Origin of the sequence: Prochlorococcus marinus str. MIT 9515 (assembly GCF_000015665.1) — a bacterium.
GTDB classification, from domain to species: Bacteria; Cyanobacteriota; Cyanobacteriia; order PCC-6307; family Cyanobiaceae; genus Prochlorococcus_A; species Prochlorococcus_A marinus_P.
This window is the reverse complement of sequence record NC_008817.1, coordinates 45,817-72,727: the sequence shown is the minus strand read 5'-3', so window position 1 is coordinate 72,727 and position 26,911 is coordinate 45,817. Positions and strand designations below refer to the sequence as shown.

The window sequence follows — 26,911 nt, the reverse complement described above, 5'->3', positions numbered from 1 at the left end:
TGACGTAAAATTTTGCAAAAGTGTGATTATGCAGCATTTGGTAATCCAACAACTTGAGTATTAGCACCTCTTGCTTGAGCAACACCAATTGTTCGTTCAGATGCACTTATCATAGGTCTTCTATGGCTTACGACTATAAATTGAGCATTTGATGACTGACTTGTTATTAATTTTGATAACCTTTCAACGTTAATACCATCCAAAAAACTATCTACTTCATCTAATGCATAAAATGGAGAAGGTTTGTATTTTTGCAAAGCGAATAAAAAACTCAAAGCCGTTAACGATTTTTCACCACCTGACATTGAAGCTAATCTTCTAACATTTTTTCCTTTAGGATGAGCCACTAAAGTTAAACCTCCCTCCAAAGGAGCATCGGAGTTTTCAAGCTGAAGGAAGCCATCTCCATCAGATAAATTGGCAAAGATCTCTCTAAAATGCTTATCAACTTCCTTAAATGCCTGCATAAAGGCTTCTTGTCGCATGGTTGAAACAGTTTCTATTCTTAATAACAACTCGGATCTTTCATTAGATAACACTTCCAGTCTCTCTATTAAATTATTTAATCTTTCTGTCAATTCCTCTAATTCATCTAAGGCCAACATATTAACCGGTTCTAAACTTTCCAATTTCGTATTAAGAATTACGATCTCTGACTGTAACGAATCAAGAGTTATACTTTCATATTCTCCAAAGCTGGGCAAAGGATCTGGTAGCTCTTTTTTATAGTTTTCTAACTTTATAGTTTCGCTACGCATTTCCTCATTTAGAGAACTTATATCTCTTTCGAGATATTCCAACTTAAGAGTGAACTCATTGATTTCTTGTCTTTTATTAGAAATAGATGAATTCAACTCATCCCTTTTTCTTCTTAATATTCCAAGATCCTTTTCAAGTAATGATTTTTGATCATCAAGACTTGCAAGCTCTTTTTTATAACCATCTCTTTTCTTTATCCATTCATTATGTGCATTTGAAAGCTCTTTAATTGATTCTTGAAGATTCTTTTCTTGTAAAGATATTAGATTTAATTGATTTTTAATACGTTCTTGATTTAACACAAATTGGTTCTTTTTATTTAATAATTCATCTTTCTCTTGAGTTAATAATTCAAGTTCTTTATCTAGTTTTTCAAAATCATTATTATGAGTCATTAAAGAAGATCTTTGATTATCTTCATAATTCTTTTTTAGAACTATCTCCAATTCATTCAACTTACTTTTTAATGGTTTTATTTCGCTCTGAATATGATCCAATTTCTCGTTTAGTAAATTATTTTGACTAGTAAGCTTTTTTAGCCTCAGAGTATTATCATCGATTCTTTGCATCGAAACTTTTAAGGAATTATTATTTACTTCGATTTCTTTATTAGAGGATACGCAATCTTCTAATATTTCCCTTTGATTAAAATTTAATTTATTCAACTTATTAGTTTTATTTACAACATCATTATCTGATTTTCTCAAAGCTTCATCAATTAGTGAAAGCCTTTGTTTAATGGGGTGCGCCTCATCAATATCATTATTAGTTCCAAACCTATAAGCTAGATCTTTATTAACTTTACTACCTCCAGTAATTGCACCACTAACTTCCAAGAGTTCTCCGCTTAAAGTAACAATTCTAATTTTTTGATTAGATAATTTCGCTGACTCTAAATCGGAAAAGACTACTGTTTCCCCAAAAACATATCTAAAAACATCAGTATAAACATCATCACAATCAATTAAATTAAAAGCCTTATCAACAAATCCATTTTCTTTAGAATTTTCAAATCTTGTCAGTGCAAAATTTTTTCTATGAATTTTGATTCTATTAAGTGGGAGAAAGGTTAATCTTCCAGCTTTCTTTTTTTTAAGAATTTCAATTGATCTTGAAGCAATAGTGTCATTATCCACAACTATTTGTCCCAGTCTATTCCCAGCTGCAATTTCCAAGGCATACCTATGCTTTTCATTAACTGCGGCCAATTGAGCAACATATCCATGTATACCCTCTAAACCCGCCTCTAAAAGTACTCTTAATGCATATGATCCTCTTGTTTCATTAAGAGCTTCTTTTCTACTTTCACATCTTGATAGATCCTTTTCAAGCCTTAATTGTTCATTGTTTAGCCTTACTTTAGTTTTATTTAACACTTCTATTTCAAGTTTTAAAGTATCAATTTCAGATCTAATACTGCTCAAAATACGATTTTTTGCATCAGTTGATTTTCCATTGATTTGATTAAATTCTGATAGTTTTTTTGTTTCTAACTTGAAACCTTCTATTTGAGATGATATTTCGTCTCTTTGAATATTAATTTGTATGATCTCCTCTTCAATATTTCTTTTACTAGATTCGAGAGGTTGGATTAAAGATTTTAGATAATCTAATTCATTATTCAACTTTATGCTTTGCTTCGAAAATTCACCTGATTCTCCTGCCGCATCAGAAAGTTTTTTTCTTGATAACTTATGCTTTAGCGTTAAATCTTGAATCTTCAAGTTTAATTTTTCTAGAAAATTATCATTAAATTTTTCTTGCTGATTCTTTTCTAACTCAGTATTTTTTTTAGAAATTGCAATATTATCCCGTTGCTCTTGTAATTTAATTCCTTCCTCTTTGTTAACAATAGCTACTCTTTCTAATTCTCTTAAATTTGAATTAATACTGCCAATATCAGAATTTACTTTGATTAAAGTATCTTCTCCTTTCTCTTTTAATTCTGCAATCATTACTTTCATTGCATCTAGCAAAACGTTTATTTCTTTACTAAGAGATTCTTTTTGTTGATTAAGTAAAATCTTACTGTTGAGTAAGTTAGTATTTTTTTGCTTAATTAATTGAATATTCTGAACTTGTTTATCGAATAAAAGTACTTTTTCAATCTCCTTAATATGAAATAGTTTTGCCTTTAACTCTTTATATTTTTTTGCTTTTTCACATTCCTTTTCAAGCTTTATCTTGCTAGATTGCAACTCATTTTCTAAAATTTCGCATCGTTCTTGCCTCTCAAACACATCATTCAGTTTTGAATGCGTTTGTTCAATTCTGCTATCAAAAAGAGCTACACCTGCTAATTCATCAATCAGTGTTCTTCTTTCCTTATTATTCATAGATACTATTCTTGTGACATCTCCCTGCATCACAACATTGCTGCCTTCTGGATCTACACTTATATCTCTAAGAACTCTCTGTATTTGTTGTAAAGTACACTGGCGTCCATCGGAGGTATAAGTTGATGAGTAAGATCCGCCAGGCATTAGCCTCAATTTTCTTGTCACAACCCATTCTTTTTGATTTTTATTAAGTGAAATATCATCTTCCTCTAACTCCAAAGGTGGAATATCTTCCCTTGGCGACCAATCTTCAATATTAAATCTGACAGAAACAAAGGTCTCGGAGGCTTTACCTTCTTTTACTTTCGAATTATTTATTAAATCTGGTAATCTATCTGCTCTCATTCCTCTGCTATTTGCCAAACCTAAACAGAACAAAATTCCGTCCAAAATATTACTTTTACCAGATCCATTTGGACCTGTAACCACTGTAAAACCTTCTTCAAGAGGAATTTTTACGCATCCTCCGAAAGATTTAAAATTTTCAAACTCGACCTGATTGATGTGTACCAATCTCAAGTCACAACAGCTAAGTAAGAATAGCTACTTTTCAAAAAATCTCAAGAGAATTATTAAGATTATTTATAAAAACAAATTAATTATTATTTATTAATTGACAAAAGTTACCATCTATTATTAACAAACCTTTTAATAACGTTCCATTCAATAAGTATTTAAGCTCTTGAGAGTTTTGTTGATTAAGAACAGAAGAAAAAGTACCATGATCAATTCTTTTTACTAGACCTCTATTATTAGAAAGCTGATATTCGACTCTAGAAAGCCATATCAATCTATGATTTGGTTGTTTCCCTATTTTAATAAAACCTTTATTGAGTAATGGAATTTCATGAAACTTCCAGGTTAAACAATCTAATTGATCTTCAACGAGGAAATCATAGTGAACATCAATTAATTTACTACCTAGAATCTTATGTTCGAGTAAAACCCATCGATTCATTATCTAGTACATCAATAAATTATTGTATTTCTATGATCAGTTATAAAAATGAATTGCCAAGGTAATTCAAATTAAAAAAGGAAAAACCTAATTGCCCGCATCAGGAACAAATCTCAAAGCAATAAATAGCAAACTGCCAGCTCCTGCAATAGCTGCTGCTACCAATCCAAAATCAGTTGGGATTGTACGAGATGCAAAAATAATTGCTGTATGTGTGATATCCATGATGAAATAAAAAACTTAATTTAATAAAGTCAGTAAAAGCTTAACAAAACCTTATTACAGAACATGGGAGATAAATGAAATGTAAATAAAATTTTATATGTCTATTATTTTATTATCAAAAACAAATCTAACGAGAAGGGTTTCAAATTAAGAAAATACAGACTACTCTAGAAGAAATGAAGGTGGATCAATGGAAGCTTTTCATCCTCCAAAAGAAGTTAAAGAAACAGTTAATTCTTCTGCACCACGAGGGGCAGAAGCAATGTCAGAAAAATGGTTACGTGAGAAAATCGATAGTTTAATTCCCATAATTCAAGAGAAATGGCCTACCATTGCACAACAAACTCTTGAAACTGCGAAAGGAAGCCTTGATGACTTGGTAGGAGTAATAGCAAGTCATACTGGATCGTCTGCTAGTGGTATTAAAAATCAATTATTTGACATCATTGATTCAATTCAAGAAAATAATTGGGAAATTGCAGAGAAAATTGAACCAATCGAAGGCCAATTGGAAGAGTTACTAGATGAATTGAATAATACATTGAGGCCAAAAATAGAAAATCCAATAAGAAGAAAACCAATTTTATCTATTGCTATTGCTGCTGGTATAGGATTATTTATAGGTACTTTAATAAATAGCGGAAGAAAATAAATGGATAAACCCAAAAGCAAAAACTTTGCTAATACCGCTTCAAGAATCTCTGCAATTGCGAGTTCTGTTATGGATTTGCATGTAAGGATAGCACTTCAAGAAGTTGACAGAGAAAAAAGAAGACTGATAAGCGGAGGGATATTTATTGCTATTGGTGGAATATTACTATTATTAGTTTTAATTTGTATGCACATTATTTTTTATCTAACTCTTAGTAAGTTTAATAATTGGGCCACCGAATATAATTTACTTTTAATAATCTTTGTTGATCTATTTCTTGCAGGTTTAAGTCTAAAACTTGGAGGAAAACTAGCTAAAGGACCTTATTTACCCCAAACACTAGAAGGTTTAGGTAAAACAACGAAAGCAGTATTAGGTAAAAAATAAATCATCTTATTAAATATTTAATCCATCTACAATCAATACCTCCATTACTTACAGGGATCTTCAAAGAAGATTTCATTTTTAAATATCTTGTAAGTTTTGGATTCCCGCTTAGTAACCAGAATTCCCAACCAGAATAATTGCCCTTCAAAAAGTCACCAATATTCTCGTATAAAGTAATTAATTCGTTTTCCTGACCTAATTTTTTTCCATAAGGTGGATTACATACAATTAATCCTTCTGAAGATTTAAATTTAATGTTTGTAAAGTTATCATTTTGCAATTCAATATAATTTTCAAGTCCTGCAAGTGATATATTCGCTTTTGCTTGGTTAAAGACATCTTTATTAATCTCACAGCCAATTACTTTTGATAATTTGTCAAAGCTAAAAACTTTTTGCTGAGCCTTGGTTTTCTCCTTTAGATAAATATCTTTATTAAAATCGAGCCAATTTTCAAAGAGATAAAAGTGCTGAGATTTAAGTGGAACTTGAAGAGTTTGGTTAATGGCCTCTATCAGAAACGTTCCTGAACCACACATAAGATCAATTAGAGGTTTAGTTCCTTTCCACTCAGTCATCTTTAATAATCCGGAAGCTAAATTTTCTTTAAGTGGAGCATTTCCAATAGCAGGTCTATAACCTCTTTTATGAAGACTTTCAAAACTACTCTGCAAGCTAAGCACTCCTCGATCATTGTTCAAATGTAAATGAATTATCAAATCAGGATTATCTAAAGCAATATTTGATCTCTTATTCCAAGCCGATTGTTGAAGATCTATTATTGAATTTTTGACCTCTAGAGCAGTGAAATGTGAATGACTTAAAGATGAAGTTCTGCCAGTGACTTGAACATTGAATGTTTTTTCAAAAGGTAACCATGCCAACCAATCAAATGAATCTCTCACTCCTTCATATAAAGAAAGCCTGTCATAGCAGGCAAAACATGCAACTTCTCGATAAAAACGAAAGGCGAGTCTTGAAAAAAAATGAATTCGATAAAAAGTGGCATCATCACATTCAAACGAAACTGATCTTTTATAAGTTTTAATATTGAATCCACCCAAATCATTAATTTCACTTGCTAGATATTTCTCTAAACCTTCAGGAGATGATGCAATTACTTTCATATATTTAAAAAATTAATGAAATAACTATTCAATACCCATTTTGCCTGCCAGAATATAAATGTCCAATTGGACTAGGTGATCTCAACCGATGTTTCGGACAGCGGTTCGATTCCGCTCAACTCCATTTTTTTGGGGTTGTAATGGTTTCGACGGGGCGTAAGGAAGATGACTGAAGCCTGCTCGGTTAGAGCAAAAACACAAACGCTAACAAAATCGTTAGTTTCTCCCGTCAAACAGCACCAGTTGCTGCTTGATTTCAAAGGAGATGGGGTGATATCAGCCTTATCAACCAAATGATCCAAGGAGCCTGGAAGGGCTCCACCTTTTTTAAATTGACTAAAATTTAGTATTAGATAATTTATTAATTTGTAAAATTTAGCTCAATAAGACGTATAAGAAATTATTTGCAAAATATTATTAAGTATAAATACCGAGAAGATTAGAGAAAAAATATTTTAGTCTGTTTAGAGTTAATTTTGAAAATGAGTACAAAAAATAACATTAATGACTTATTGATAAACTTTAAACCAAAAGTTTTAAGGTTTACAGGTTCCAATTTTCCTACAGAACTTTGGGGCAATAATCATTTTAAAAAAAATAAAAAAATTTCTGCATAAATATCTAATAATTTCTCTTTTATAAACTTGAAAATGGATTTCTAGGCATTTTTCTTAAACAATGTTTAGAGGCTTTTTGAAGTTTGTCAAATTCTTTTTTATTTAAGTTCCATTTAAATACATTCGAAATATCTATAACTTGAGATTTTTTTCTCATTCCTACAAGTGGTATGGCGCCTTGATAACAACACCAATTAATTGCCACTTGAGCTTGTGAAACTGATCTAGAGACAGCAATATTTTTTAGGCATTTCCTTAATTGGATAGTTGATTTTTTATAGTTTTTAAAAATCAAATTACGTATAAAAGAACTTTGATTGTCTTCATTTTTTTCAGGATCTATACATAATATCCCAAAAGATAAAGGACTATAAGCCAAGAAATCAATATCATTATTTTCACAAATTTTTTTTACATTGATCTGTTTGAGGTAATCCGGAGATAATAAAGAAAACTGAACCTGAACACTTTTAACCTTCTTACCTCTTTTAGATAAATATTTAATAATTGTCTCTAATCTTTGAGGTCCAATATTAGATAATCCAATTTCAAAATTAAAACCTTGATCAATTAAATCACAAAGGTTATTTAATAATTGCAATTCTTGCCAAGGATTATATTTTGCAGTTGACCAATGGATTTGAACTATATCTAATTTATTATTTAATCTTTCTAAGCTATTAAGAAACGGTCTCGTAAAACCTTTATTCCCAACTCTCCATGGATAAGGAGCGAGTTTTGTTGCTATCTTAATTCTTCTTTTTTGATAAGAAGAAGTATCTAATAGAAATTTTCCTAAAAGTTCCTCACTTCTGCCATTAAGTTTTCCAGTCCCATAAGAATCTGCAGTATCAATTAACTTAAACCCCCTTTGTAAGGCTTCGTTATAAGTCTCCCGTAAAGAATTATCATTACAAGCTTGATAGTCCCAAAAAACTTTATTCCCCCAAGACCATGTTCCTAATCCAATTCTTTTGTTCACTTAATCTTCTTAAAAATATACTTTTTAAGATTACTTGAAAGTATATATTCAATAAAAGAATATTTATGAAATATAAGTTTTAAAACTTTTCAAATAATTACCTATTGACATTAAGAAATTATTCTCCAAAGTAAAGTAAATATTAGTAAAAAATTGTTTATTACTGTTTGCGGGCAAAAAGGAGGAGTTGCTAAAACTTGTACAAGTATTCACCTTGCAAGTGTTTGGCATTCTCAAGGCAAAAAAGTATGTATAGTCGATGCTGATAAAAATAGATCTGCATTAGCCTACTCATCCAGAGGCAACCTTCCATTTCCTGTTTTTCCAGTTAGTTCAGCCGCAAAAGCTTCAAGATCTTCCGAAATTGTAATAACTGACGGACAAGCAAGCAGTGATAAAGAAGAACTTAAACATCTTGCTTACGGATCAGATTTAGTGATTCTCCCAACTACTGCCAAAGCAAGGTCTGTTGAATTAACAGTTGAATTAGCTAGCTTGTTGAATAGTCTCAAAGTTAACCATGCAGTCACTATTGTAAAAGTAGATTTCAGACAACAAAAAGCAGCAAAACAGGCCAAGGCCGCGTTAGAAAATTTCGGTTTACACGTTTTTGATACATTCATTCCTTTACTTTCAGCCTTTGATAAGGCAGAGGCCTCGGGAAATGCAGTATTTGAAGCTGTAGACGATTTAGGAAGATCAGATCCTCGTCGAATGGCGGGCTGGTCTGCCTACTGTTCCATTGCATCTCAAATTCCATGCCTGATTTCGAAGCACTCATCCGACACCAACAACTTAAACAACCAAAAACTAATCAGCGCCTAAAAGTAGTTGATTCCCCTGATTTCGATATAGAAAATGGAGAAAATTCACAAATTATTCAACCCAAAATATTTAATTATTTTATTGGAAGTTTTATTGGTTCAGTAATAGGAACTATTTCAATACTCTTTCTTTATGTAAACGAATATTTACCAATTGAGCTGCTTAAAATCAGGTAGTATATTCGCTATTTATTTCAACGTACTTTTTAGATAAATCACAACCCCAAGCGGTTCCTTTTGCTTTGCCTAAATTAAGTTTAAGAACTATTGATATTATATCCTCAACTAAATATTTCCCATTCATTTTTGTTCGCATGTAATTTTCAACTTTATCAGAATCAAATTGATTTAACTTACCCTTTTTTAAAATCTGAAAATTTCCAATATATAAATCAACGACATCTAATTTAAAATCAATTCCAGAGTTGCCTGCGGCTGAAATAATTCTGCCCCAATTTGGATCGCAACCATGTATTGCAGTTTTCACTAGTGAAGAATTACATATCGATTTGGCCATTTTAATTGCATCTGAATTATTTTTTGCCCCCTCAACCAATACCTCTAACAAACAATTTGCTCCTTCTCCATCTCTAGCGATGTTTTTTGCCAAATGTTGGCAAGCTATATCAACTCCTAATTGAATCTTTGACAAATATTTCTTATCAATTTTTTTTCCTGCATTTATTCCAATAAATGAATCATTAGTACTTGTCTCTCCATCCACCGAAATAGCATTAAAAGATTTTTTAACAGCAAGAGAAATCATCTTGTCCCATTCTTTTTTCTCAACACCAACATCACATGTGAGAAAAGCAAGCATCGTAGCCATATTTGGATAAATCATTCCTGATCCTTTCGCAAAACCTGATATCTTAATCTTTCTACCTTCAATCAATGTTTCTAGAGTTATTTTTTTTTCAACTAAATCAGTAGTCAAAATAGCTTCTGCAGCATTCTGCAAATTATTTATTTTTAGATCCTTGACCAAACCAGATAAATTATCAACTAATTTTTTTATTTGTATAGGTATCCCAATTACACCAGTTGAGCACATTAAAACCTCTTCATCTTTTATTCCTAGTAATTGAGAAACCTCCTTAGTAGCAATTAAAGTATGTTTTATACCAAAATCTCCTGTACATGCATTTGCTTGTCCTGAATTTATTAATATTGCTCTTATCTGACCCGATGAGTTTTTAATCCTTTGTTCACAAATATCTACACAGGATGCTCGGACACGTGATTGTGTAAACAAACCACTACAAATGCTATTTTTTGGGGCTACTATTAATGCCAAGTCTTTCTTCTTAGAATCCTTTAACCCTGCAGAGATTCCTGCAAAAGAAAAACCATTAGGAGTTTCTTTCCCATCACTTACCAATGACCAATTAGTGTCAAACTGACTCAATTTTCTCAATAAATTAAACCTATACTAACTATTCTGTAGATATAAAACACAGCAATACAGATTCTTATTAAATTTATGAGCATCCAACAAAAATTAATAAAGAATCAGAGAAGGATAGGTCTTACTGGAGGAATTGCAAGTGGAAAATCTACAATAGCTAACTACATAAAAAACTATAAAGGTATTCCAATATTGGATGCTGATGAATATTCAAAAGAACTAATCAAGCCTACAAGTAACAGCTATAAAAAAATTTTAGAATATTTTGGACATCAAATAGTTGATAATTATTCTTCTGAGAAAGAAATAAACAGGCAATTATTAAAAAAAATCATTTTCAACGATTCTATACATAGGAAATGGATTCAGAATCTTCTTCATCCACTGATTAAAGAAAAAATGATAGAAAAATGTAATCAATTTGGAAAGAATAAAATTTTACTTTTAGTTATCCCTTTACTATTTGAGGCGAAATTTACGGATTTATGTAGTGAAATATGGTTAGTAAGTTGTCCAAGAGAAATCCAAAAGAAAAGACTTATGAAGAGGGATAATATAGAAAATAATGAGGCTGAAAAAATTATAAATCTTCAATTTAATTTTGAAGATAAATCCAAACTATCAAATGTAATTTTAGACAATTCAAAAGATCAAAAGTTGTGGATAAAGACAATACAAAAGCTTCTCTAGAAATTAACTATTTAATTTTTCCGCAAGAAGTTTATTAGCAAGTTTGGGATCTACTTTACCTTTAGTTTTTTTCATAAGCTGTCCTACAAAAAAACCAAGAAGTTTAGTTTTTCCCTCCTTAAAAGAGGCAACTTCTTTAGGAAATTCATTAATAAGATCTTCAATAATTGGCAGAATACTATCAGAATCAGATATCATCGCCAAGCCTTTTTCTTTAACTAGTTTTTGAGGAGAAATATTTTTCTTGATTAATTCTGGTAATATATCTTTTGCAATTTTTCCACTAATAACTTTTTCAGAAATCAAATTAATCATCTCTGCAAGGTAAATAGGGCTAAGCTTTAAGTCAGCAAATATTTGTTTATTTGATTTCAAATAACCAACAATATCACTTGTTATCCAATTTGAGGCAAGTTTAGGGTCGGCTCCGTTTGCTACAGTTTCCTCAAAGAAATTAGCCATAAAAACTTCATCAGAAATCACTCTTGAATCATATGGTGACAAGCCAAATTCTTTGACATATTTGTGTCTTTTCTTAGAAGGTAGTTCAGGTAATTCATTAAGCCATTGATCTTTTTGTTCTTTTGATATTTCAATGGGACCAAGATCGGGATCCGGGAAATATCTGTAATCACTACTACCCTCCTTTAATCTCATACTTTTTGTTAATTGCTTAGCTTCGTCCCATAACCTAGTTTCTTGAAAAATTTCTCCTCCATTCTCATATACATCAATTTGTCTTTTAATCTCATACTCACAAGCCTTTTGGATAGCAGAGAAAGAGTTCATATTCTTAATTTCAACTTTAGTACCGAAAGGGCTATCAGGTCCTCTCCTTACTGAAATATTCACATCACACCTCAGTGAACCCTCTTGCATATTTCCATCTGAAACACCAAGATATCTAACGGTTCTTCTTATTTCTGAAGCATATTCTGATGCCTCTCTACCTGTTCTAATATCTGGTTTACTTACAATCTCAACTAGTGCTATACCTGCGCGGTTGTAATCAACCAATGAATATTTAGAGCCAGCCAATCTATCGCTTCCTGCATGTACTAATTTACCAGCATCTTCTTCCATATGAAGTCTCTCTATCCCAATTTTTTTTAAATACGTTTCTTTATCTTTTTCTGCTATTTCAACTTCAAGCCAACCATTTTCTGCTAAAGGTTCATCAAATTGTGAAATTTGATAATTTTTAGGCAGGTCAGGGTAAAAATATTGTTTTCTATCAAATTTACAATGCTCTGCGACATTCAAATTTAAAGCTAAAGAAGTTTTAACTGCATACTCAAGAACAGTTTCATTTAAAACTGGTAAAGTACCTGGTAATCCACAAACGACAGGATCTACATGAGTATTAGGTTCATCACCAAAAGCAGTTGATGCTGATGTAAATATTTTACTTTTAGTATTAAGCTGGACATGGGTTTCCAAACCAATCACAGCTTCCCAAGGGTCTAAATTTTTCATTATGAAATGTTCTTCACTTAATATTATTAGATATAAGGTAAAAGATGATAAGACTACGTCTTTAAATCATAAAAATAATTAAATGAAATCAGAACCTGAAAATTCAATTTTAATTATTGGTGGAGGACTAATAGGTTTATCTATTGCTTATGAATTTGCACGTAACAAATTCAAAGTTGAAGTTTTAAGCAAAAACAGAGGAGAATCTGCTGGTTTCGTTGCAGCAGGAATGCTAGCCACCCATGCTGAGGGACTTGAAGATGAATTATTTGTATTTGGACAACAAAGTCAAAATTTAATTCCAGAATGGATTAGAAATATCGAACAAGATAGTGGTATTGATTGTGGTTTAAAAAAATGTGGGATAATAGTGCCGTTTAAAAATATTAAAAATTTGAAGAAATTCAAAACTTATAAGTATGGAAAATATTTGAATCAGCAAACCCTAAGGAAAGAAATTAGAGGAATCAATGGAAATTGGGAGCATGGATTACTTTTTGAACAAGATGGCCAAATAGATAATAGAAGGAGGCTTATGCGCGCTCTTGAACGTGCATGTTCTTTGCATGGAGTCAAATTTCAAGAGGGAGCAGATGTAAAAGAATTGATATTAGAAAGAAATACAATTCTTGGTGCAAAAGTTTTAAATGCTACAGGAAAAATTAAAAATATTTTTGGGGAAAAAGTAATTCTATGCTGCGGTGCTTGGAGTAAAAAACTTTTAAATAATTTACCAATCTTTCCTGTTAAGGGACAAATGTTGTCAATACAAGGTCCAGAAAATTCTATTAAAAGGGTTCTATTTGGTCCTAATACCTACTTAGTTCCAAGAGATGATGGTCTTATAGTGGTTGGTGCAACTGTTGAGGATAAAGCTGAATTTAATCAAGGGAATACTCCCACGGGAATAAAACAACTTCAAGAAGGTATAAAGTCTTTATTACCAGAAGCATTAAACTGGCCACAAATGGAACATTGGTGGGGATTTAGGCCTTGTACACCAGATTTTAAGCCAATTATTGGAAAATCTGACATCTGTAATCTTTATTTAGCTACCGGACACTATCGAAATGGAGTACTCTTTTCAGCAATTACAAGCGATATTATGTTCAAATTAATTCAAGACAAAACACTAGACAAAATTGAAACTAATTTTCTAGAAAAATTTAGTTTCAACAGATTTTAATTATAAATTGCTTTAACTTTCTACTCGCCATTCAGAATCTGAAGTCTCCCAATCACATATTTCATGTTGATCAAACCATAAATTAATTTCAAATTTAGCAGTTTCTTCTCCATCTGAACCATGAATTATGTTTCTCCCTATATCTATAGCTAAATCCCCTCTAATAGTTCCAGGTTCCGCCTCAAGAGGTTTTGTCGCACCAATTATTTTTCTTGCACTTAGAATTACTCCCTCTCCTTCCCAAATCATCGCAACAACAGGGCCACTCGAAATAAAGTTAACTAAATCCTTAAAAAAAGGTCTCTCTCTATGAACCCCATAGTGATCTTGAGCAAGTTGCTTTGATGGAATTAATTGTTTTAAGCCTACCAATTTAAAGCCTTTTTTTTCAAACCTTCCAATAATCTCAGCAATATATCCTCTTTGAACACCATCTGGTTTAATTGCAAGAAACGTTCTCTCTTTGATCATTTAATTAGTAATCTCTCTATGTATATTCTTCTTTTAGGTGCTAACTTGGCAAGTAATCATTAAAATAATAGATATTGTCTTGATTAATTTTCAAAACTTTTATAACTCACAGAGACAGATTTGACAAATTTTGACTCAAAAAAATTAAATAAACATTGGACCATAGAAGATAGTATTTCTACATATGGTATTGATAAATGGGGAGATCAGTATTTTTCAATAAATTCATTAGGCAATATATCGATAACCCCAAATAGAAACTCTAAAAAAACAATTGATCTTTTTAAACTTGTTAATGAAATTAAAAGTAGAGAAATAAATACTCCTTTAATATTAAGATTTAACGACATTTTAAAAGACCGAATCACAGAATTAAATAATGCCTTCTCCCAAGCAATAGAAACTTATAACTATAAAAATATTTTTCAAGGAGTTTTTCCTATCAAATGTAATCAGCAAAAAAATGTATTAGAAAAAATCATTGAATATGGAGATTATTGGGACTTTGGTTTAGAGGTAGGAAGCAAGTCAGAATTATTAATTGGATTATCATTGCTAGAAAATAAAAAATCACTTTTAATTTGTAATGGATATAAAGATAAAAAGTATATTGAGATCGCAATACTAGCCAGAAAACTTGGTAAACAGCCAATTATAGTTATTGAGCAAATAGATGAAGTTCAAAGAATTATTGAAGCTGTCAAAAATCTCAGATCAACACCTATACTTGGCATCAGATCAAAGTTATCAAGCAAAAGTAGTGGGAGATGGGGTAAATCAGTTGGAGATAACTCCAAATTTGGATTATCAATTCCGGAAATAATGTTAACCATAAAAGAACTTAAAGAAGCAAGCTTAATTAATGAAATGAAGTTGCTGCATTTCCATATTGGAAGCCAAATAAGTGATATTTCAGTAATAAAAGACGCATTGCAAGAAGCGAGTCAAATATTTGTTGAATTATCTAAGTTAGGCGCACCAATGAAATATATAGATGTGGGAGGCGGCTTAGGAATAGACTTCGATGGAACTAAAACGTCTTCCAATACTTCGACAAATTATTCTCTTCAAAACTATGCGAATGATGTCGTAGCAACAATCAAAGATTCATGTGAAGTAAATAATATTCAACATCCAATCATAATCTCAGAAAGCGGGAGAGCTATAGTAAGTCACTGTTCAGTTTTAATTTTTGATGTTTTAGGAACAAGTCATGTCAGCTCTCAAATAAAAGTATCACACCAAAAAAAGACATCATTAATCATCAAAAATCTTATTGATACCCATAATCAACTTAAAAATCTTAGAAACAAAAAAGAAGATTTATCTGAAATTATAGAATTATGGAACGACGCTAAAAAATTCAAAAAGGATTGCTTAGTCGCTTTTAGATTGGGATTTATAAGTTTGGGGGAACGTGCTTATGCCGAAGAACTTACATGGGCATGTGCAAAAGAGATTTCAAGTCACTTAGATAATGAAAAAATTATCCATCCAGACTTATCTGAGATAACCGAAACGCTTTCATCAACTTATTACGCTAATTTGTCAGTTTTCAAATCTATTCCGGATACTTGGGCAATTAATCAAATTTTTCCAATTATTCCAATACACAGACATTTAGAAGAACCCATATGTAAAGGTAATTTTGCCGATTTAACTTGTGATTCTGATGGCAAACTAAATAATTTTATTGACAATGGGAAAATTAAATCACTTCTAAATTTACATCGCCCAGAAGAGAACAATGATTATTTAATAGGAATCTTTATGGCAGGTGCATATCAAGAGGCATTAGGGAATTTTCATAATCTATTTGGAAATACTAATGTTATTCATATTGATATAAATGAAGATAATACATATAAAATTAAAAATATTATTAAAGAAAACAGCAAATCAGAAATTTTAGAATTATTAGATTACAGTTCAGATAATTTAGTCGAATCAATAAGAATTAATACCGAATTTGCCATCAATAATAAAACCTTGAGTATTGAAGAAGCACGAAAATTAATTGATCAAATAGAGACGAGTTTAAGAAAAAGTAGTTATTTATCAGAATAACTTAGTAACTTTTCCCACAAGTCTTTTCTTGCATATTCCAACGCATCATTTAATTTATCAATATCTTTGGCACCTGCCTGCGCAAAGTTAGGTTTCCCTCCCCCTCCTCCGGAGCAAATACGTGATATCTCATTAATTAATTTCCCTGCATGCATACCTCTTCTAACTAAGTCATCCCCAAACGAGACAACAAATAATAATTTCTTTTTCTCTGTATCTGGTATTCCTCCAAGAATTACAACCGATTTATCTCCCAATTTAGAAGTTAAATCTAATGCTGCAGATTGAAGAGAACTTCCATCTAAACCATCAATTTGATTAATAATTAGAGAAAATGATCCAATTTTCTTTGCTGAAGAACTTAGCGAAGAGTATTTAAAATAAGCTATTTCGTCCTTCATTCTTTGTATTTCTTTATTTTTATTAACTAACTCTGTTTGTAAAGAATCGATCCTTTCAAAAAGCTGTGATGGTCTTGCTTTTAACAAATCACTTAGTTTATTTACTGTCTCATCTCTTTCTTTGAAATAATCTAAAACCAACTGTCCCGAAAGTGCTTCTATCCTTCGAATTCCTGAAGATATTCCTATTTCACTTATAATTTTAAAGCTGCCCACTTCAGATGTTGTTTGAACATGAGTCCCTCCACAAAGCTCCATAGAAACTCCTGGGACATCAACGACCCTAACAATATCTCCATATTTCTCTCCAAACATAGCTAAAGCTCCTGCTTTAAGCGCATCGTCTTTGTCCATATTTTTTACTTCAATAGGATGATTTTCTGAGATCCATGAATTAACCAAAGATTCAACTTGTGAAATTTGTTCTTTAGACAGAGGTTGAGGAGAATTAAAATCAAACCGTAATTTATTAAAACCTACTAATGAGCCTCGTTGGCTAACACTCTTATCAATAATCAATTTAAGCGCTGATTGTAGTAAATGAGTAGCAGTATGATTTGATTCAGCTTTTGCTCTATTAAATTTATCAACTCTTGTTTCAACCAACTGATTTCTACAAATTTCCCCTTTTCTTACTGTTCCACAATGCAAAAATATATTTTTTTTCCTTATAACTTTATCTATGTCTATTTCTGCATCATTCCTAGAAATAGTTCCTGTATCACCAACTTGACCGCCTGATTCTCCATAAAAAGAAGTTTGATCGAGGATAATTTGTACAGTTTGACCTTGAATAGCTTTCTCTACGGAATTTGACTCAAAAAATATACCTTTTACTATTCCTTGAGAATTCAAAGAATCATATCCTTCGAAAATAGTTTGATCAAATAAATCTATTTCTCTTTCAATTGATCCTTTTAATGTTAAGTCGATTTTTTGAGAGGCTGCTTTTGCTCTTTCTTTTTGAGCCTCCATTTCTCTTGTAAAACCCTCTAAATCAACATTTATATTTTTCTCTTCAAGTATCTCCTTAGTTAATTCTAAAGGAAATCCGTATGTATCATATAGTTCAAAAGCTTTAGTTCCAGAGATTAATTTTTCACCTGAACGTATTAAATCATTTAATAATTTTTCACCTCGATCTAAAGTTTCAAGAAATCTTTTTTCTTCAATATTAATCTCTCTTAAAATTCGTTCTTTATTGTTTTTTAAATCGGGATAAGTATTTTGCATCAAACTAATCCCAATGGATGCAAGTCTAGAAAGAAAATCATCTTTTATGGCTAATAATCTGCCATGCCTAATCATCCTTCTCAATAATCTTCGCAAGATATAGCCCCTACCTAGATTACTCGCAACTACTCCATCAGAAATTAAATGAATAATCGCCCTAGTATGATCGCCAAGTATTTTAAGTGAGATCTTAGTACGATCATCAGAAGAAAAATAATCGATATTAGCAATAAGAGCAGCCTCTTTTACAATTGGCAAAATTAAATCAGTTTCATAATTATTTGTCTTTTTTTGAAGAATTTGAGCCATACGCTCAAGCCCCATCCCTGTATCAATATTTTTAAATTTGAGATCTGATAACATCCCATTTGAATCACGATTATATTGCATAAATACAAGATTATAAAATTCAATAAAACGATCCCCATCTTCTAGATCAATATTTTTGAGTCCTTTTTCGGGATTGAAATCATAATAAAGTTCCGAACAAGGTCCACATGGACCTGTCGCGCCAGAAGACCAAAAATTATCTTTTTCATCTAAACGAATTATCCTTTCTGGAATAATACCAATATTATCTCTCCAAATTTTTTCTGATTCATGATCCTCATGAAAAACACTTATTATTATATTTTCAGGCTTTAGGTGATATATATCGGTAATTAATTCCCAAGCCCACTGAATCGCTTCTTTTTTAAAATAATCTCCAAAAGAAAAATTACCTAACATTTCAAAAAACGTGTGGTGTCTTGCTGTAACTCCTACGTTCTCAATGTCGTTAGTCCTTAAACACTTTTGACTTGATGAAGCTCTAGGGGATGGTCTATTCCTTAACCCCAAAAATACAGGTTTAAAAGGGAGCATCCCAGCAATTGTTAGCATCACTGTGGGATCATCAGGTATCAAAGAAGAACTGGGGATAATGAGATGTGATTTGCTTTCATAAAAATCTAAAAAGGCTTTCCTTATTTCATCACCTGTAATTGGAGTGGCTTGAGATTGAGATTTCATTTATAACAGAATCAATAATAAGGTGATCAAAAAACAAATTCGGTAATTCCACACTTAGATTCACACGGATTTATATTGTATTTAACTAAAGTCATAATACTAAAGAATAATAGTATGATAACTTCTGCGAAAACAAGTACTTCAGATATGATCAAAGTCGAGCAAAAATTATCTGTACAATATAAAACTTTTGCGGCTGACTCAAGTGCAATCAGATCTTTAGACTGGGAACGTAGTAGGTTCGATATTGAATTTGGGTTAAGAAATGGAACTACATACAATAGTTTTATCATTCAGGGTCAAAAACTAGCAATCATTGATACAAGCCACTCTAAATTTAAAAAACTATGGTTTGAGCAATTACTAAAAGAAGTTAATCCTGAAAAAATTGATTATTTAATTACTAGCCATACAGAGCCGGACCACTCAGGTTTAATAGGCAATCTCTTAAGCCTTAATCCTCACATAACAGTGGTCGGTTCAAAATTAGCCCTTAAATTTATTGAGGACCAAATACATGTTCCATTTAAAAGTTTAGAAGTAAAAAGCGGACAATATTTAGATCTTGGAGATAACCCCACCAGTGGAGTAAATCATAATATTGAATTTATAAGTGCGCCAAATTTACATTGGCCTGATACCATTTTCTCCTACGATCACGGTACAAATGTTTTATATACATGCGACGCTTTTGGATTGCATTATTGCTCTGATGAATTTTTTGATAGTAATCAAAAAGAAATATATGATGATTTTCGTTTTTATTACGATTGCCTAATGGGACCAAATGCAAGAAGTGTTCTGCAAGCTATTAAGAGAATAAATAAGTTGCCTGAACTCAAAACTATTGCAGTTGGTCATGGGCCTTTGCTTCATAATCAAGTGAATTTTTGGAAAGATAAGTACCTAGAATGGAGCGCTAATAAGAGTAAAGGCAATGAATTTGTGTCTGTTTGCTATATAAGTGATTATGGTTATTGTGATCGACTAAGCCAAGCCATATCTCACGGCATTAGTAAAGCAGATGCTCAGGTTCAATTAATCGATTTAAGATCTTCAGATTCTCAAGAATTAACAGGTTTAATTACTGAATCTAAAGCAGTAGTAATTCCAACTTGGCCAGTTAATTCTGATAATGATTTAAAGGAATCTCTTGGTACTCTCTTTGCAGCACTAAAGCCTAAACAATTTACAGCTGTTTACGATGCTTTTGGAGGCGATGATGAACCTATAGATTCATTATCTAATAAATTAAGAGAACTAGGACAAAAAGAAGCTTTTTCACCTCTAAGAGTTAGAAATATTCCGGATCCTATTATCTATCAACAATTTGAAGAAGCTGGAACTGATTTGGGGCAATTAATCAATAAGAAAAAAAATATTGCCTCAATGAAAAGCCTTGATTCTAATTTGGATAAAGCTTTAGGAAGATTAAGCGGTGGTTTATATGTCGTGACAGCAAGTCAAGGAGAGAACTCAACTTTTAGACAAAGTGCTATGGTGGCAAGCTGGGTAAGTCAAGCAAGTTTCAGCCCGCCTGGTATTACTGTTGCGGTAGCAAAAGATAGAGCTATTGAATCTTTCATGCAAGTTGGGAAGGGTTTTGTAGTGAATATTTTACGAGAGGATAACTATCAAAAAATGTTTAGACATTTTTTAAAAAGATTTGCACCTGGAGCTGATAGATTTGCGGATGTTGATGTAATTAGCAACATTGCAAATGGAGGTCCTGTTCTTTCTGATTCTCTCGCGTTTCTAGATTGTAAAGTAAGTTCTCGGTTAGAAACTCCAGATCATTGGATTATTTACGGTATAGTTGAGAATGGAAGTGTATCCGATTTATCCTGTAAGACAGCTGTTCATCATAGGAAGGTTGCGAACCACTACTAATAAATCATTCGTTAAAGATGTCAGGAATTAATAAAGGTTTACTTTTACAAAATAAAAATTTATCAACATTTGAAATAACTGATAATATTACTTGTATCAGATTTCTTGATCACAATAAAGAAAGATTTGAACTTGAATTTAATCTTGAAAAAGGAACATCTTTCAATACTTTTTTAATTAGAAGTAATGACGAACTTTTCATTATCCATCCACCTGAAAAAAACTATTCAAAAACAATTATTAAAATAATTTCTACTATTTTTGATAATTTTAATTTAGACAAAGTTCATATCATTACAGGTCATATAAACCCCAAAATTATTGAAACCATAAAAGCTATAAGTACCAAATTTAATAAATTAAGCATCACATGTTCAAATCCTGGTTTTAAACTTATAAGTGAACTATGGAATCAAAAAAATCCTAATTCAACAAAGTTCATTGAAGTTCAGTTACCCATATTTAATGTCATCAAAAAAGAACTTCACTTAGAGTTAGAAAGTACTGGACTAGAACTTATTCCTGTTCCAACTGCACGATGGCCTGGCGGATTAATAATTTATGAAACGGACCAAGAAATACTTATAAGCGAGAAAATATTTTCTGCTCACATAGCAACTACAGATTGGTCAGAGACAAATCGAATCAGTACAGAAATTGAGAGGAAACATTTCTACGATTGTCTTATGGCACCAATGTCTAACCAAATCGTTACGATAGCAGAAAAAATTTCTGAATTAGAAATTAAAACTATCGCTCCTCTCCACGGTCCAACAATAGAGTATAGCCTAAAAAGCTTTTTGAATGACTACATCAGATGGGGAGAAAATCTTTCAACAAACAATCCTAAAATTAGCTTAATATACGCTAGTGCATATGGTAATACAGCTTCAATAGGTGATGCTTTAGCCAAAGGTATAAATAGAACAGCAGTTGAAGTTGATAGTATTAATTGTGAATTCACATCGAATGATGAACTTATACAATCTATACAAAATGCTGATGGGTATCTGATAGGATCCCCTACATTGGGTGGGCACGCACCTACTCCTATAGTAAGTGCTCTTGGAACTTTATTATCAGAGGGTAATAGAGATAAACCAGTTGGCATTTTCGGTAGTTTTGGATGGAGTGGAGAAGCGATAGATTTACTTGAAACAAAATTAAAAGATGGTGGCTTTAAATTCAGCTTTGATCCAATAAGAATAAAATTTAGCCCAAACAAACCAAAAATTAAAGAGCTTGAGGAAATTGGTACTCATTTTGGAAGAAAAATTTTAAAAAAAGCAAAACAAAAAATAAGGAAATCTGATACTGGAATGATATCGAGTAAAACTGATCCAACATTTCAAGCTTTAGGAAGGGTACTTGGTTCACTTTGCGTTCTCACTGCCTCCAAAGGAACAAAAGAAAATAATATAAAAGGAGCTATGCTTGCCTCTTGGGTTAGTCAAGCCAGTTTTTCTCCTCCTGGATTAAGTATTTCTGTAGCAAAAGATAGATCAGTAGAGTCTCTTCTCCAAATAGGAGACTCCTTCGCTCTAAATATTCTTAGCGATAAAGATTTCAGGGAACCTTTAAAAAGATTTACAAAACCTTTTTCCCCAGGAGAAGATCGATTTGAAGGCTTAGATATCGAATTAACACCAAATAATCAAATAATTATTCCAGATTCTTTAGCATGGTTAGAGGCTTCTATCAAAGAAAGAATGGAATGCGGTGATCATTGGGTAATATATGCTGAGGTGTTACATGGGAATATTTTAAAATCAGATTGCCTAACCGCTGTTCATCACCGGAAGAGTGGAGCTAACTATTAAACTAAATTATTTTTACTAATGACTACTTCCAAAGATCTAATAATAATTTCAGCTAGTTGTGGAAAAAATCTAGAACTTGCCCAAAAATTTCAAGAAAAGAGTAATGAACTTAAAATAAATTCTGAGATTTTAGATCTCACAACTTTTGATATTCCATTATTCAATCCAAGATTTCATTCTAAAGAAGACATCCCAGTTGAAATAATAGAAATAAAAGAGAAGCTTTTTACCATTGAAAAATGGATTATATGTGCACCTGAATACAACGGTTCAATACCTCCAATATTATCTAATTTGATTGCATGGCTATCAGTCTCAGGAGATGATTTTAGAAATTTATTTAATGGTCAACCAATTGCCATAGCAACCTTTTCGGGTGGAGTTGGATTAGAATTGCTAACAACATTACGAATTCAACTAGTCCACTTAGGAAGTCAAGTACTAGGAAGACAGCTTTTATCATCATTTAGTAAACCAGTGGATATAAATACCGTTGAGGATATAATTAAACGATTAACACAAATGAAAAAATTAAAACTATAAATTAATTTATATAAAAACTCTGATGTTGCATATCTATTTCTTGTTATTCCAAACTTTTAAAATTTCTCTAGCCATAGGTAGTGCATGAACAGAACCTCCTCCAGGAGTATTTTGTGCAAAAGCAACTATTAATAACTCACTGTTTTCTGAAGGAGTAAAGCAAACAAACCATGCATGATCGGGACCTCCTTCTCCATCTTCCGCAGTACCGGTTTTGCCAGAAACTGGTGGCAAATTAGAGACTCCATAATTTATAGCAACTCCTGTTCCGGACTCAACTACTTTTCTTAAACCATTTTTTACTATTTGAATATTGTTTGGATCAATATCAATCTTTATAGGCCTTTGATATGAAAGAGGTTGCCCCTCTTTTTTTACTAAATAAGGGGTTACTAAATAACCTCCATTTGCAATTGCAGCATATGCACGAGCTATTTGAATAGGTGTCACTTGCACAACAAATTGACCAATAGACATACTCGCTATATCCTCTGGAACCCAAGGGGTTCTCCCGGGTTCTCCCCATCCTCTTCCTTCTTTAGCCCATTGACTACTAGCTACTAAACCTATATTTTCTTGTTCAGAAATTTCAATTCCAGATAATGAAGCAAAGCCAAGCTTCTTTGAAGCATTATAAATTTCATCTACCCCTACGCCATAGCCAATCTGATAAAAAAAAGTATTACTAGAAACGCGTAAAGCATCTTCATATCCTATAGTTCCGAACCCTAAGTCATTATGTTCTCTAAAACACTGACTTCCATAAGTAATACAAGGTTTAGTTTCTAAAAAAGTTTCAGGAGGGAACTTTCCACTTTCTAAACCAGCGATTGCCGTAACAATTTTCCAAACACTACCTGGGTCGTATGCGTTTAAAGCTCTATTAAATAATGGTTTAGCAGGAGAATTAAATAATGCATCATATTCTTTTTGAGGCTTAAAATCTTTTGAAAAGAAATTCAGGTCAAAACTCGGTTTGCTAGCCATTACTATTATTGCACCATCTCTCGGATCCATAACTATTATGGCTCCTCCCTTTTTATCTTTAAGCATGTCCTCAGCAATTAATTGCAAATTCAAATCAATTGTTAATTCAATATCTTTTCCTTGTTTTGATGGTTTAGTCCCTAAAGATTTTGTAAATGTACCCGAGGAATTTACTTCAATCATTTCTCCACCCCATTCCCCTCTTATATGATCTTCAAATACAAACTCAATTCCAGTTCTTCCTATTAAATCATTTAATTTGTAACCCTTTTTAGACAAAATATTAAATTCTGAATCTGTTATGGGTTGCGTATAGCCAATCACATGAGAAGCAACATTTTTATATGGATAATTTCTAATTATTTTTGATGAAATTTCTAAACCATTAAGCATCTTCTCATTTTCTTGAAATTTGATAACTTGCTCAACTTTCAAATCATCTAATAGAGTTATTGAAAATTGATTATTTTCTAAACCATCAGAATATTTTTTTTGAAGAGCATCAGATGAAATATTTAATAATTTAGAAATATTTGATTTATATTTCTGCCATAATCTCTCATTAACGTATTGAGGCTTAATTATTAAAGAATAGATTAACCTGCTATCTGCCAAAATGAATCCATTTTTATCAATTATCCGTCCTCTAATTGGTTGGGTTGCAATTAGCCTAATTCTATTTTCATCAGACATTTTTTTATAAGTCTCATGATTTAATAATTGTAAAAAAATTAATCTAATTAATATTAAAATAAACGATAAACTAGTAATTAAATAGAAAACTAAAGGCTGTCTATTGAATGAAGGAAACTTATTATTCAACTTTCTTTTTTCCAAAAATTTAAATCTCTTTCTCTAAAAAATGTTTTTCTAACATATTGATAATTGCCTTAATACTTTTAAGTTTATGAACTAAAAACTTATAATCGTTTTGTCGGTTTTCTTTATTCAATTCCGAATTTGATATATCTTGTTCTTTATCTTTATTATCCATAAACATTTTTATAAATTAATATGAAAACTAAATTCATTTTATATCATCCTAAATAATAAATTACAAATCATCAAAATAATATTAATGTCTGAATGACAATACTATTTAATCAATTATTTCAAATTGACTGATCAAGATTTGGTTCAAAATAAGGATTGCAACTATTCTTTGAAACACCAGACGCCCAGCCAATAAATGCTGAAATAAATATAATTACAATTATAGGAAGAAGAGCTTGTTGAGTATTTTCAAGGATTAACCATTCCTTCCAACTTCTGATAAATCTATCTCTTTGAAATTTTCTTTTTTCGCTTTCTTCAGCTCTAGCTTTTTTCGCAAAAGACTTTTTTACCCACCTTTCAAAAGGTAGCTTTTTTGTAATTGCCATTTTCCTCTCAACTTCTAATAATTGTCCGGAATTAAGCTGAGGATGAAAAGTACTTATAAGTTCAAGAGTCTTAAGAAACATTTCTATACTTGCATCTTTGATAAGCTTTTGATCTTGACTTAAATCAGCCCAGTCAATTTCGGGATAAAACCGATTTCTATTTGGCTGAATTTGCTCTTCTGACATTTGCCCTGGTTCTCGCAACCATCTATTAGTATTTTCATCAAACCTTCTCCAATATAAAAATGGATTGATAAATATCGTTTTGCCTCCAATTTTTACAATATCTTGTTGTAAATGGTTGCTAATTTTATTATTAGAACTATTCGGTTTAACCAAAATTTTTAATTTATTCTCTACTTAAAGATTATCTTTATTTGAAAAATTTTCCAGAAATATCAAATAATATTATTTGTACAATATCATTAATTAATTTTTGACAATTGCCAACGCTTTTTTAAATAATTACAATATTCACAATTTAGAGAAGGCAGAGGAAAATCATTAGACCTAAGTAGCTTTACTGTTTGAATAACTTTGCTTTCTACCCATAATGAGGAACAATCTAACTTTATAAAATGGACATCAAATTTTAACTGATTATTAAAAAACTTTTCATTCTTTTTTCCATTGAAATAAAGAAGATAGGCTTCATCTGCAACTTTGAAACCATTTTTTCTAAATAACCACTGATACATTTCTAATTGTCTTTTATATGCTTTTGCATAATCATATTTATTAAAAGTTTCTAACCAATCAAAATTATTTCGTGACGTTGCTTTTACATCAACGATAATAAGCTCTCCATTCTTTTTTTGCCAAACATCATCAACAGCACCACCGAAATCATACTGATGCTCAAAGGATTTGTATCTTATCCCTTTAAAGTTACTTCTCCAAATATCTATATCTTCATGTTTAAAAGGAACAGCTTCAATATTATGCTTAAGAAATAAAGGATGAGGTTCCTGCAAATCGCGGTAATAATCAAACTCATTTTTACATAAATTATCTACCGCAATATTTAGAGTAAAGGGTAAAGATGGAGGTTTTATTTTATGCTTTTTATCAAGAACGCAACATCTAGGGCAATTAAGATATTTTTCAACAGTAGACCTACTTAATTTAATAACTTCATCCATAGTTAGTTCGTAGGCAATAATAAGATTATAAAAATATTTGTAAAATCACTCGAAAGAATTTATATATTATGATTTGCAAAATGTTCACCAGGAAAACAAATGTGTATTTACTTGAACCTGTGTATTGATTCACGCTAGATGAGAAAAAAAAAGACCTCTAAAAATAGAGGTCTTTATTGATTTATCTAAATTGAGTGTTTCCTTGTTTCCACTTTTTTTAGATAAATCTCTCCTACACACTCGCATAATTTATTACATATATTTCTTTTTCGTGGAAGAGGATGAGTAATGTTACTTACTTGTCACATATCTTAATTGCCCATTGTGAATACTAT

Annotated in this window: 23 protein-coding genes; 11 read left to right on the top strand and 12 right to left on the bottom strand. The window is 31.4% G+C overall.

Annotated features, from left to right (window positions below; genetic code table 11):
• Positions 1-26 precede the first annotated feature (26 nt).
• Complete coding sequence (smc, locus tag P9515_RS00315) at positions 27-3,617, bottom strand: chromosome segregation protein SMC (protein ID WP_041710531.1); 3,591 nt, start codon at positions 3,615-3,617, stop codon at positions 27-29.
• A gap of 76 nt (positions 3,618-3,693) precedes the next feature.
• Positions 3,694-4,056, bottom strand: coding sequence for a hypothetical protein (locus P9515_RS00310; protein WP_011819391.1), 363 nt, complete (start codon positions 4,054-4,056; stop codon positions 3,694-3,696).
• 91 nt (positions 4,057-4,147) lie between these two features.
• Here P9515_RS00310 and P9515_RS09560 point away from each other — a divergent pair, with 91 nt between their 5' ends.
• The 3 genes from P9515_RS09560 (at position 4,148) to P9515_RS00300 (ending at position 5,320) form a co-directional block, all read left to right on the top strand.
• A complete protein-coding gene (locus P9515_RS09560) occupies positions 4,148-4,291 on the top strand; it encodes a hypothetical protein (protein WP_187146031.1) in 144 nt (47 codons plus the stop codon).
• Positions 4,292-4,471: 180 nt separating this feature from the next.
• Positions 4,472-4,933 carry a hypothetical protein gene (locus P9515_RS00305; protein ID WP_011819389.1) on the top strand — a complete coding sequence of 154 codons (462 nt, stop codon included), beginning with the start codon at positions 4,472-4,474 and terminating at the stop codon, positions 4,931-4,933.
• The gene (locus P9515_RS00300; RefSeq protein ID WP_011819388.1) at positions 4,934-5,320 is read left to right on the top strand and encodes a phage holin family protein; all 387 of its coding nucleotides are present in this window, start codon (positions 4,934-4,936) and stop codon (positions 5,318-5,320) included.
• A 1-nt stretch (position 5,321) separates the two neighbouring features.
• On the opposite strand, the gene P9515_RS00295 is transcribed toward P9515_RS00300, so the two are convergent.
• Entirely contained in the window at positions 5,322-6,446 is a 1,125-nt protein-coding gene (locus tag P9515_RS00295) for a THUMP domain-containing class I SAM-dependent RNA methyltransferase (RefSeq protein ID WP_011819387.1), read from the bottom strand.
• Between the two features lie 482 nt (positions 6,447-6,928).
• Between P9515_RS00295 and P9515_RS10010 the strand changes: the two genes are divergently transcribed.
• On the top strand, positions 6,929-7,063 hold the full coding sequence (locus tag P9515_RS10010; protein ID WP_263969687.1) for a hypothetical protein: 135 nt from the start codon (positions 6,929-6,931) through the stop codon (positions 7,061-7,063).
• 19 nt (positions 7,064-7,082) lie between these two features.
• Here the strand turns inward: P9515_RS10010 and P9515_RS00290 are convergent, their stop codons facing one another.
• Positions 7,083-8,045 carry an aldo/keto reductase gene (locus P9515_RS00290; RefSeq protein WP_011819385.1) on the bottom strand — a complete coding sequence of 321 codons (963 nt, stop codon included), beginning with the start codon at positions 8,043-8,045 and terminating at the stop codon, positions 7,083-7,085.
• A 153-nt stretch (positions 8,046-8,198) separates the two neighbouring features.
• Between P9515_RS00290 and P9515_RS00285 the strand changes: the two genes are divergently transcribed.
• A complete protein-coding gene (locus P9515_RS00285; protein ID WP_011819384.1) occupies positions 8,199-8,870 on the top strand; it encodes a nucleotide-binding protein in 672 nt (223 codons plus the stop codon).
• Positions 8,871-9,038: 168 nt separating this feature from the next.
• On the opposite strand, the gene argJ is transcribed toward P9515_RS00285, so the two are convergent.
• Complete coding sequence (gene argJ / locus P9515_RS00280) at positions 9,039-10,277, bottom strand: bifunctional glutamate N-acetyltransferase/amino-acid acetyltransferase ArgJ (protein ID WP_041710671.1); 1,239 nt, start codon at positions 10,275-10,277, stop codon at positions 9,039-9,041.
• A gap of 75 nt (positions 10,278-10,352) precedes the next feature.
• Here argJ and coaE point away from each other — a divergent pair, with 75 nt between their 5' ends.
• Entirely contained in the window at positions 10,353-10,967 is a 615-nt protein-coding gene (coaE, locus tag P9515_RS00275) for a dephospho-CoA kinase (RefSeq protein WP_011819382.1), read from the top strand.
• Between the two features lie 3 nt (positions 10,968-10,970).
• Here the strand turns inward: coaE and gatB are convergent, their stop codons facing one another.
• The gene (gene gatB / locus P9515_RS00270) at positions 10,971-12,443 is read right to left on the bottom strand and encodes an Asp-tRNA(Asn)/Glu-tRNA(Gln) amidotransferase subunit GatB (RefSeq protein WP_011819381.1); all 1,473 of its coding nucleotides are present in this window, start codon (positions 12,441-12,443) and stop codon (positions 10,971-10,973) included.
• Positions 12,444-12,525: 82 nt separating this feature from the next.
• On the opposite strand from gatB, the gene thiO reads away from it, so the two are divergent.
• A complete protein-coding gene (gene thiO, locus P9515_RS00265) occupies positions 12,526-13,629 on the top strand; it encodes a glycine oxidase ThiO (protein WP_011819380.1) in 1,104 nt (367 codons plus the stop codon).
• Positions 13,630-13,641: 12 nt separating this feature from the next.
• Here thiO and ndk read toward each other — a convergent pair whose 3' ends face one another.
• The gene (ndk, locus tag P9515_RS00260; RefSeq protein ID WP_011819379.1) at positions 13,642-14,100 is read right to left on the bottom strand and encodes a nucleoside-diphosphate kinase; all 459 of its coding nucleotides are present in this window, start codon (positions 14,098-14,100) and stop codon (positions 13,642-13,644) included.
• A gap of 120 nt (positions 14,101-14,220) precedes the next feature.
• Between ndk and speA the strand changes: the two genes are divergently transcribed.
• Complete coding sequence (speA, locus tag P9515_RS00255) at positions 14,221-16,167, top strand: biosynthetic arginine decarboxylase (RefSeq protein ID WP_011819378.1); 1,947 nt, start codon at positions 14,221-14,223, stop codon at positions 16,165-16,167.
• On the opposite strand, the gene alaS is transcribed toward speA, so the two are convergent.
• Positions 16,152-18,812: an alanine--tRNA ligase gene (gene alaS, locus P9515_RS00250; RefSeq protein ID WP_011819377.1), complete on the bottom strand. Its 2,661-nt coding sequence runs from the start codon at positions 18,810-18,812 to the stop codon at positions 16,152-16,154. The genes speA and alaS overlap by 16 nt on opposite strands.
• Positions 18,813-18,926: 114 nt before the next feature.
• Between alaS and P9515_RS00245 the strand changes: the two genes are divergently transcribed.
• From P9515_RS00245 to P9515_RS00235, 3 genes are read left to right on the top strand one after another with little or no spacing between them, the layout of a single operon-like run.
• Positions 18,927-20,702, top strand: a complete 1,776-nt coding sequence (locus P9515_RS00245) for a diflavin flavoprotein (RefSeq protein WP_011819376.1) — start codon at positions 18,927-18,929, stop codon at positions 20,700-20,702.
• Between the two features lie 17 nt (positions 20,703-20,719).
• Positions 20,720-22,522: a diflavin flavoprotein gene (locus P9515_RS00240; RefSeq protein WP_011819375.1), complete on the top strand. Its 1,803-nt coding sequence runs from the start codon at positions 20,720-20,722 to the stop codon at positions 22,520-22,522.
• Between the two features lie 18 nt (positions 22,523-22,540).
• Positions 22,541-23,065 carry an NAD(P)H-dependent oxidoreductase gene (locus P9515_RS00235; RefSeq protein ID WP_011819374.1) on the top strand — a complete coding sequence of 175 codons (525 nt, stop codon included), beginning with the start codon at positions 22,541-22,543 and terminating at the stop codon, positions 23,063-23,065.
• 33 nt (positions 23,066-23,098) lie between these two features.
• On the opposite strand, the gene mrdA is transcribed toward P9515_RS00235, so the two are convergent.
• From mrdA to P9515_RS00220, 4 genes are all read right to left on the bottom strand, one after another.
• Positions 23,099-24,889, bottom strand: coding sequence for a penicillin-binding protein 2 (gene mrdA, locus P9515_RS00230; RefSeq protein WP_071818443.1), 1,791 nt, complete (start codon positions 24,887-24,889; stop codon positions 23,099-23,101).
• Positions 24,890-24,893: 4 nt separating this feature from the next.
• Positions 24,894-25,052, bottom strand: coding sequence for a hypothetical protein (locus tag P9515_RS09555; protein WP_011819372.1), 159 nt, complete (start codon positions 25,050-25,052; stop codon positions 24,894-24,896).
• A gap of 112 nt (positions 25,053-25,164) precedes the next feature.
• Positions 25,165-25,773: a hypothetical protein gene (locus P9515_RS00225; protein WP_011819371.1), complete on the bottom strand. Its 609-nt coding sequence runs from the start codon at positions 25,771-25,773 to the stop codon at positions 25,165-25,167.
• Positions 25,774-25,859: 86 nt separating this feature from the next.
• Positions 25,860-26,576: a PD-(D/E)XK nuclease family protein gene (locus P9515_RS00220; RefSeq protein ID WP_011819370.1), complete on the bottom strand. Its 717-nt coding sequence runs from the start codon at positions 26,574-26,576 to the stop codon at positions 25,860-25,862.
• Between the last annotated feature and the right edge of the window lie 335 nt (positions 26,577-26,911).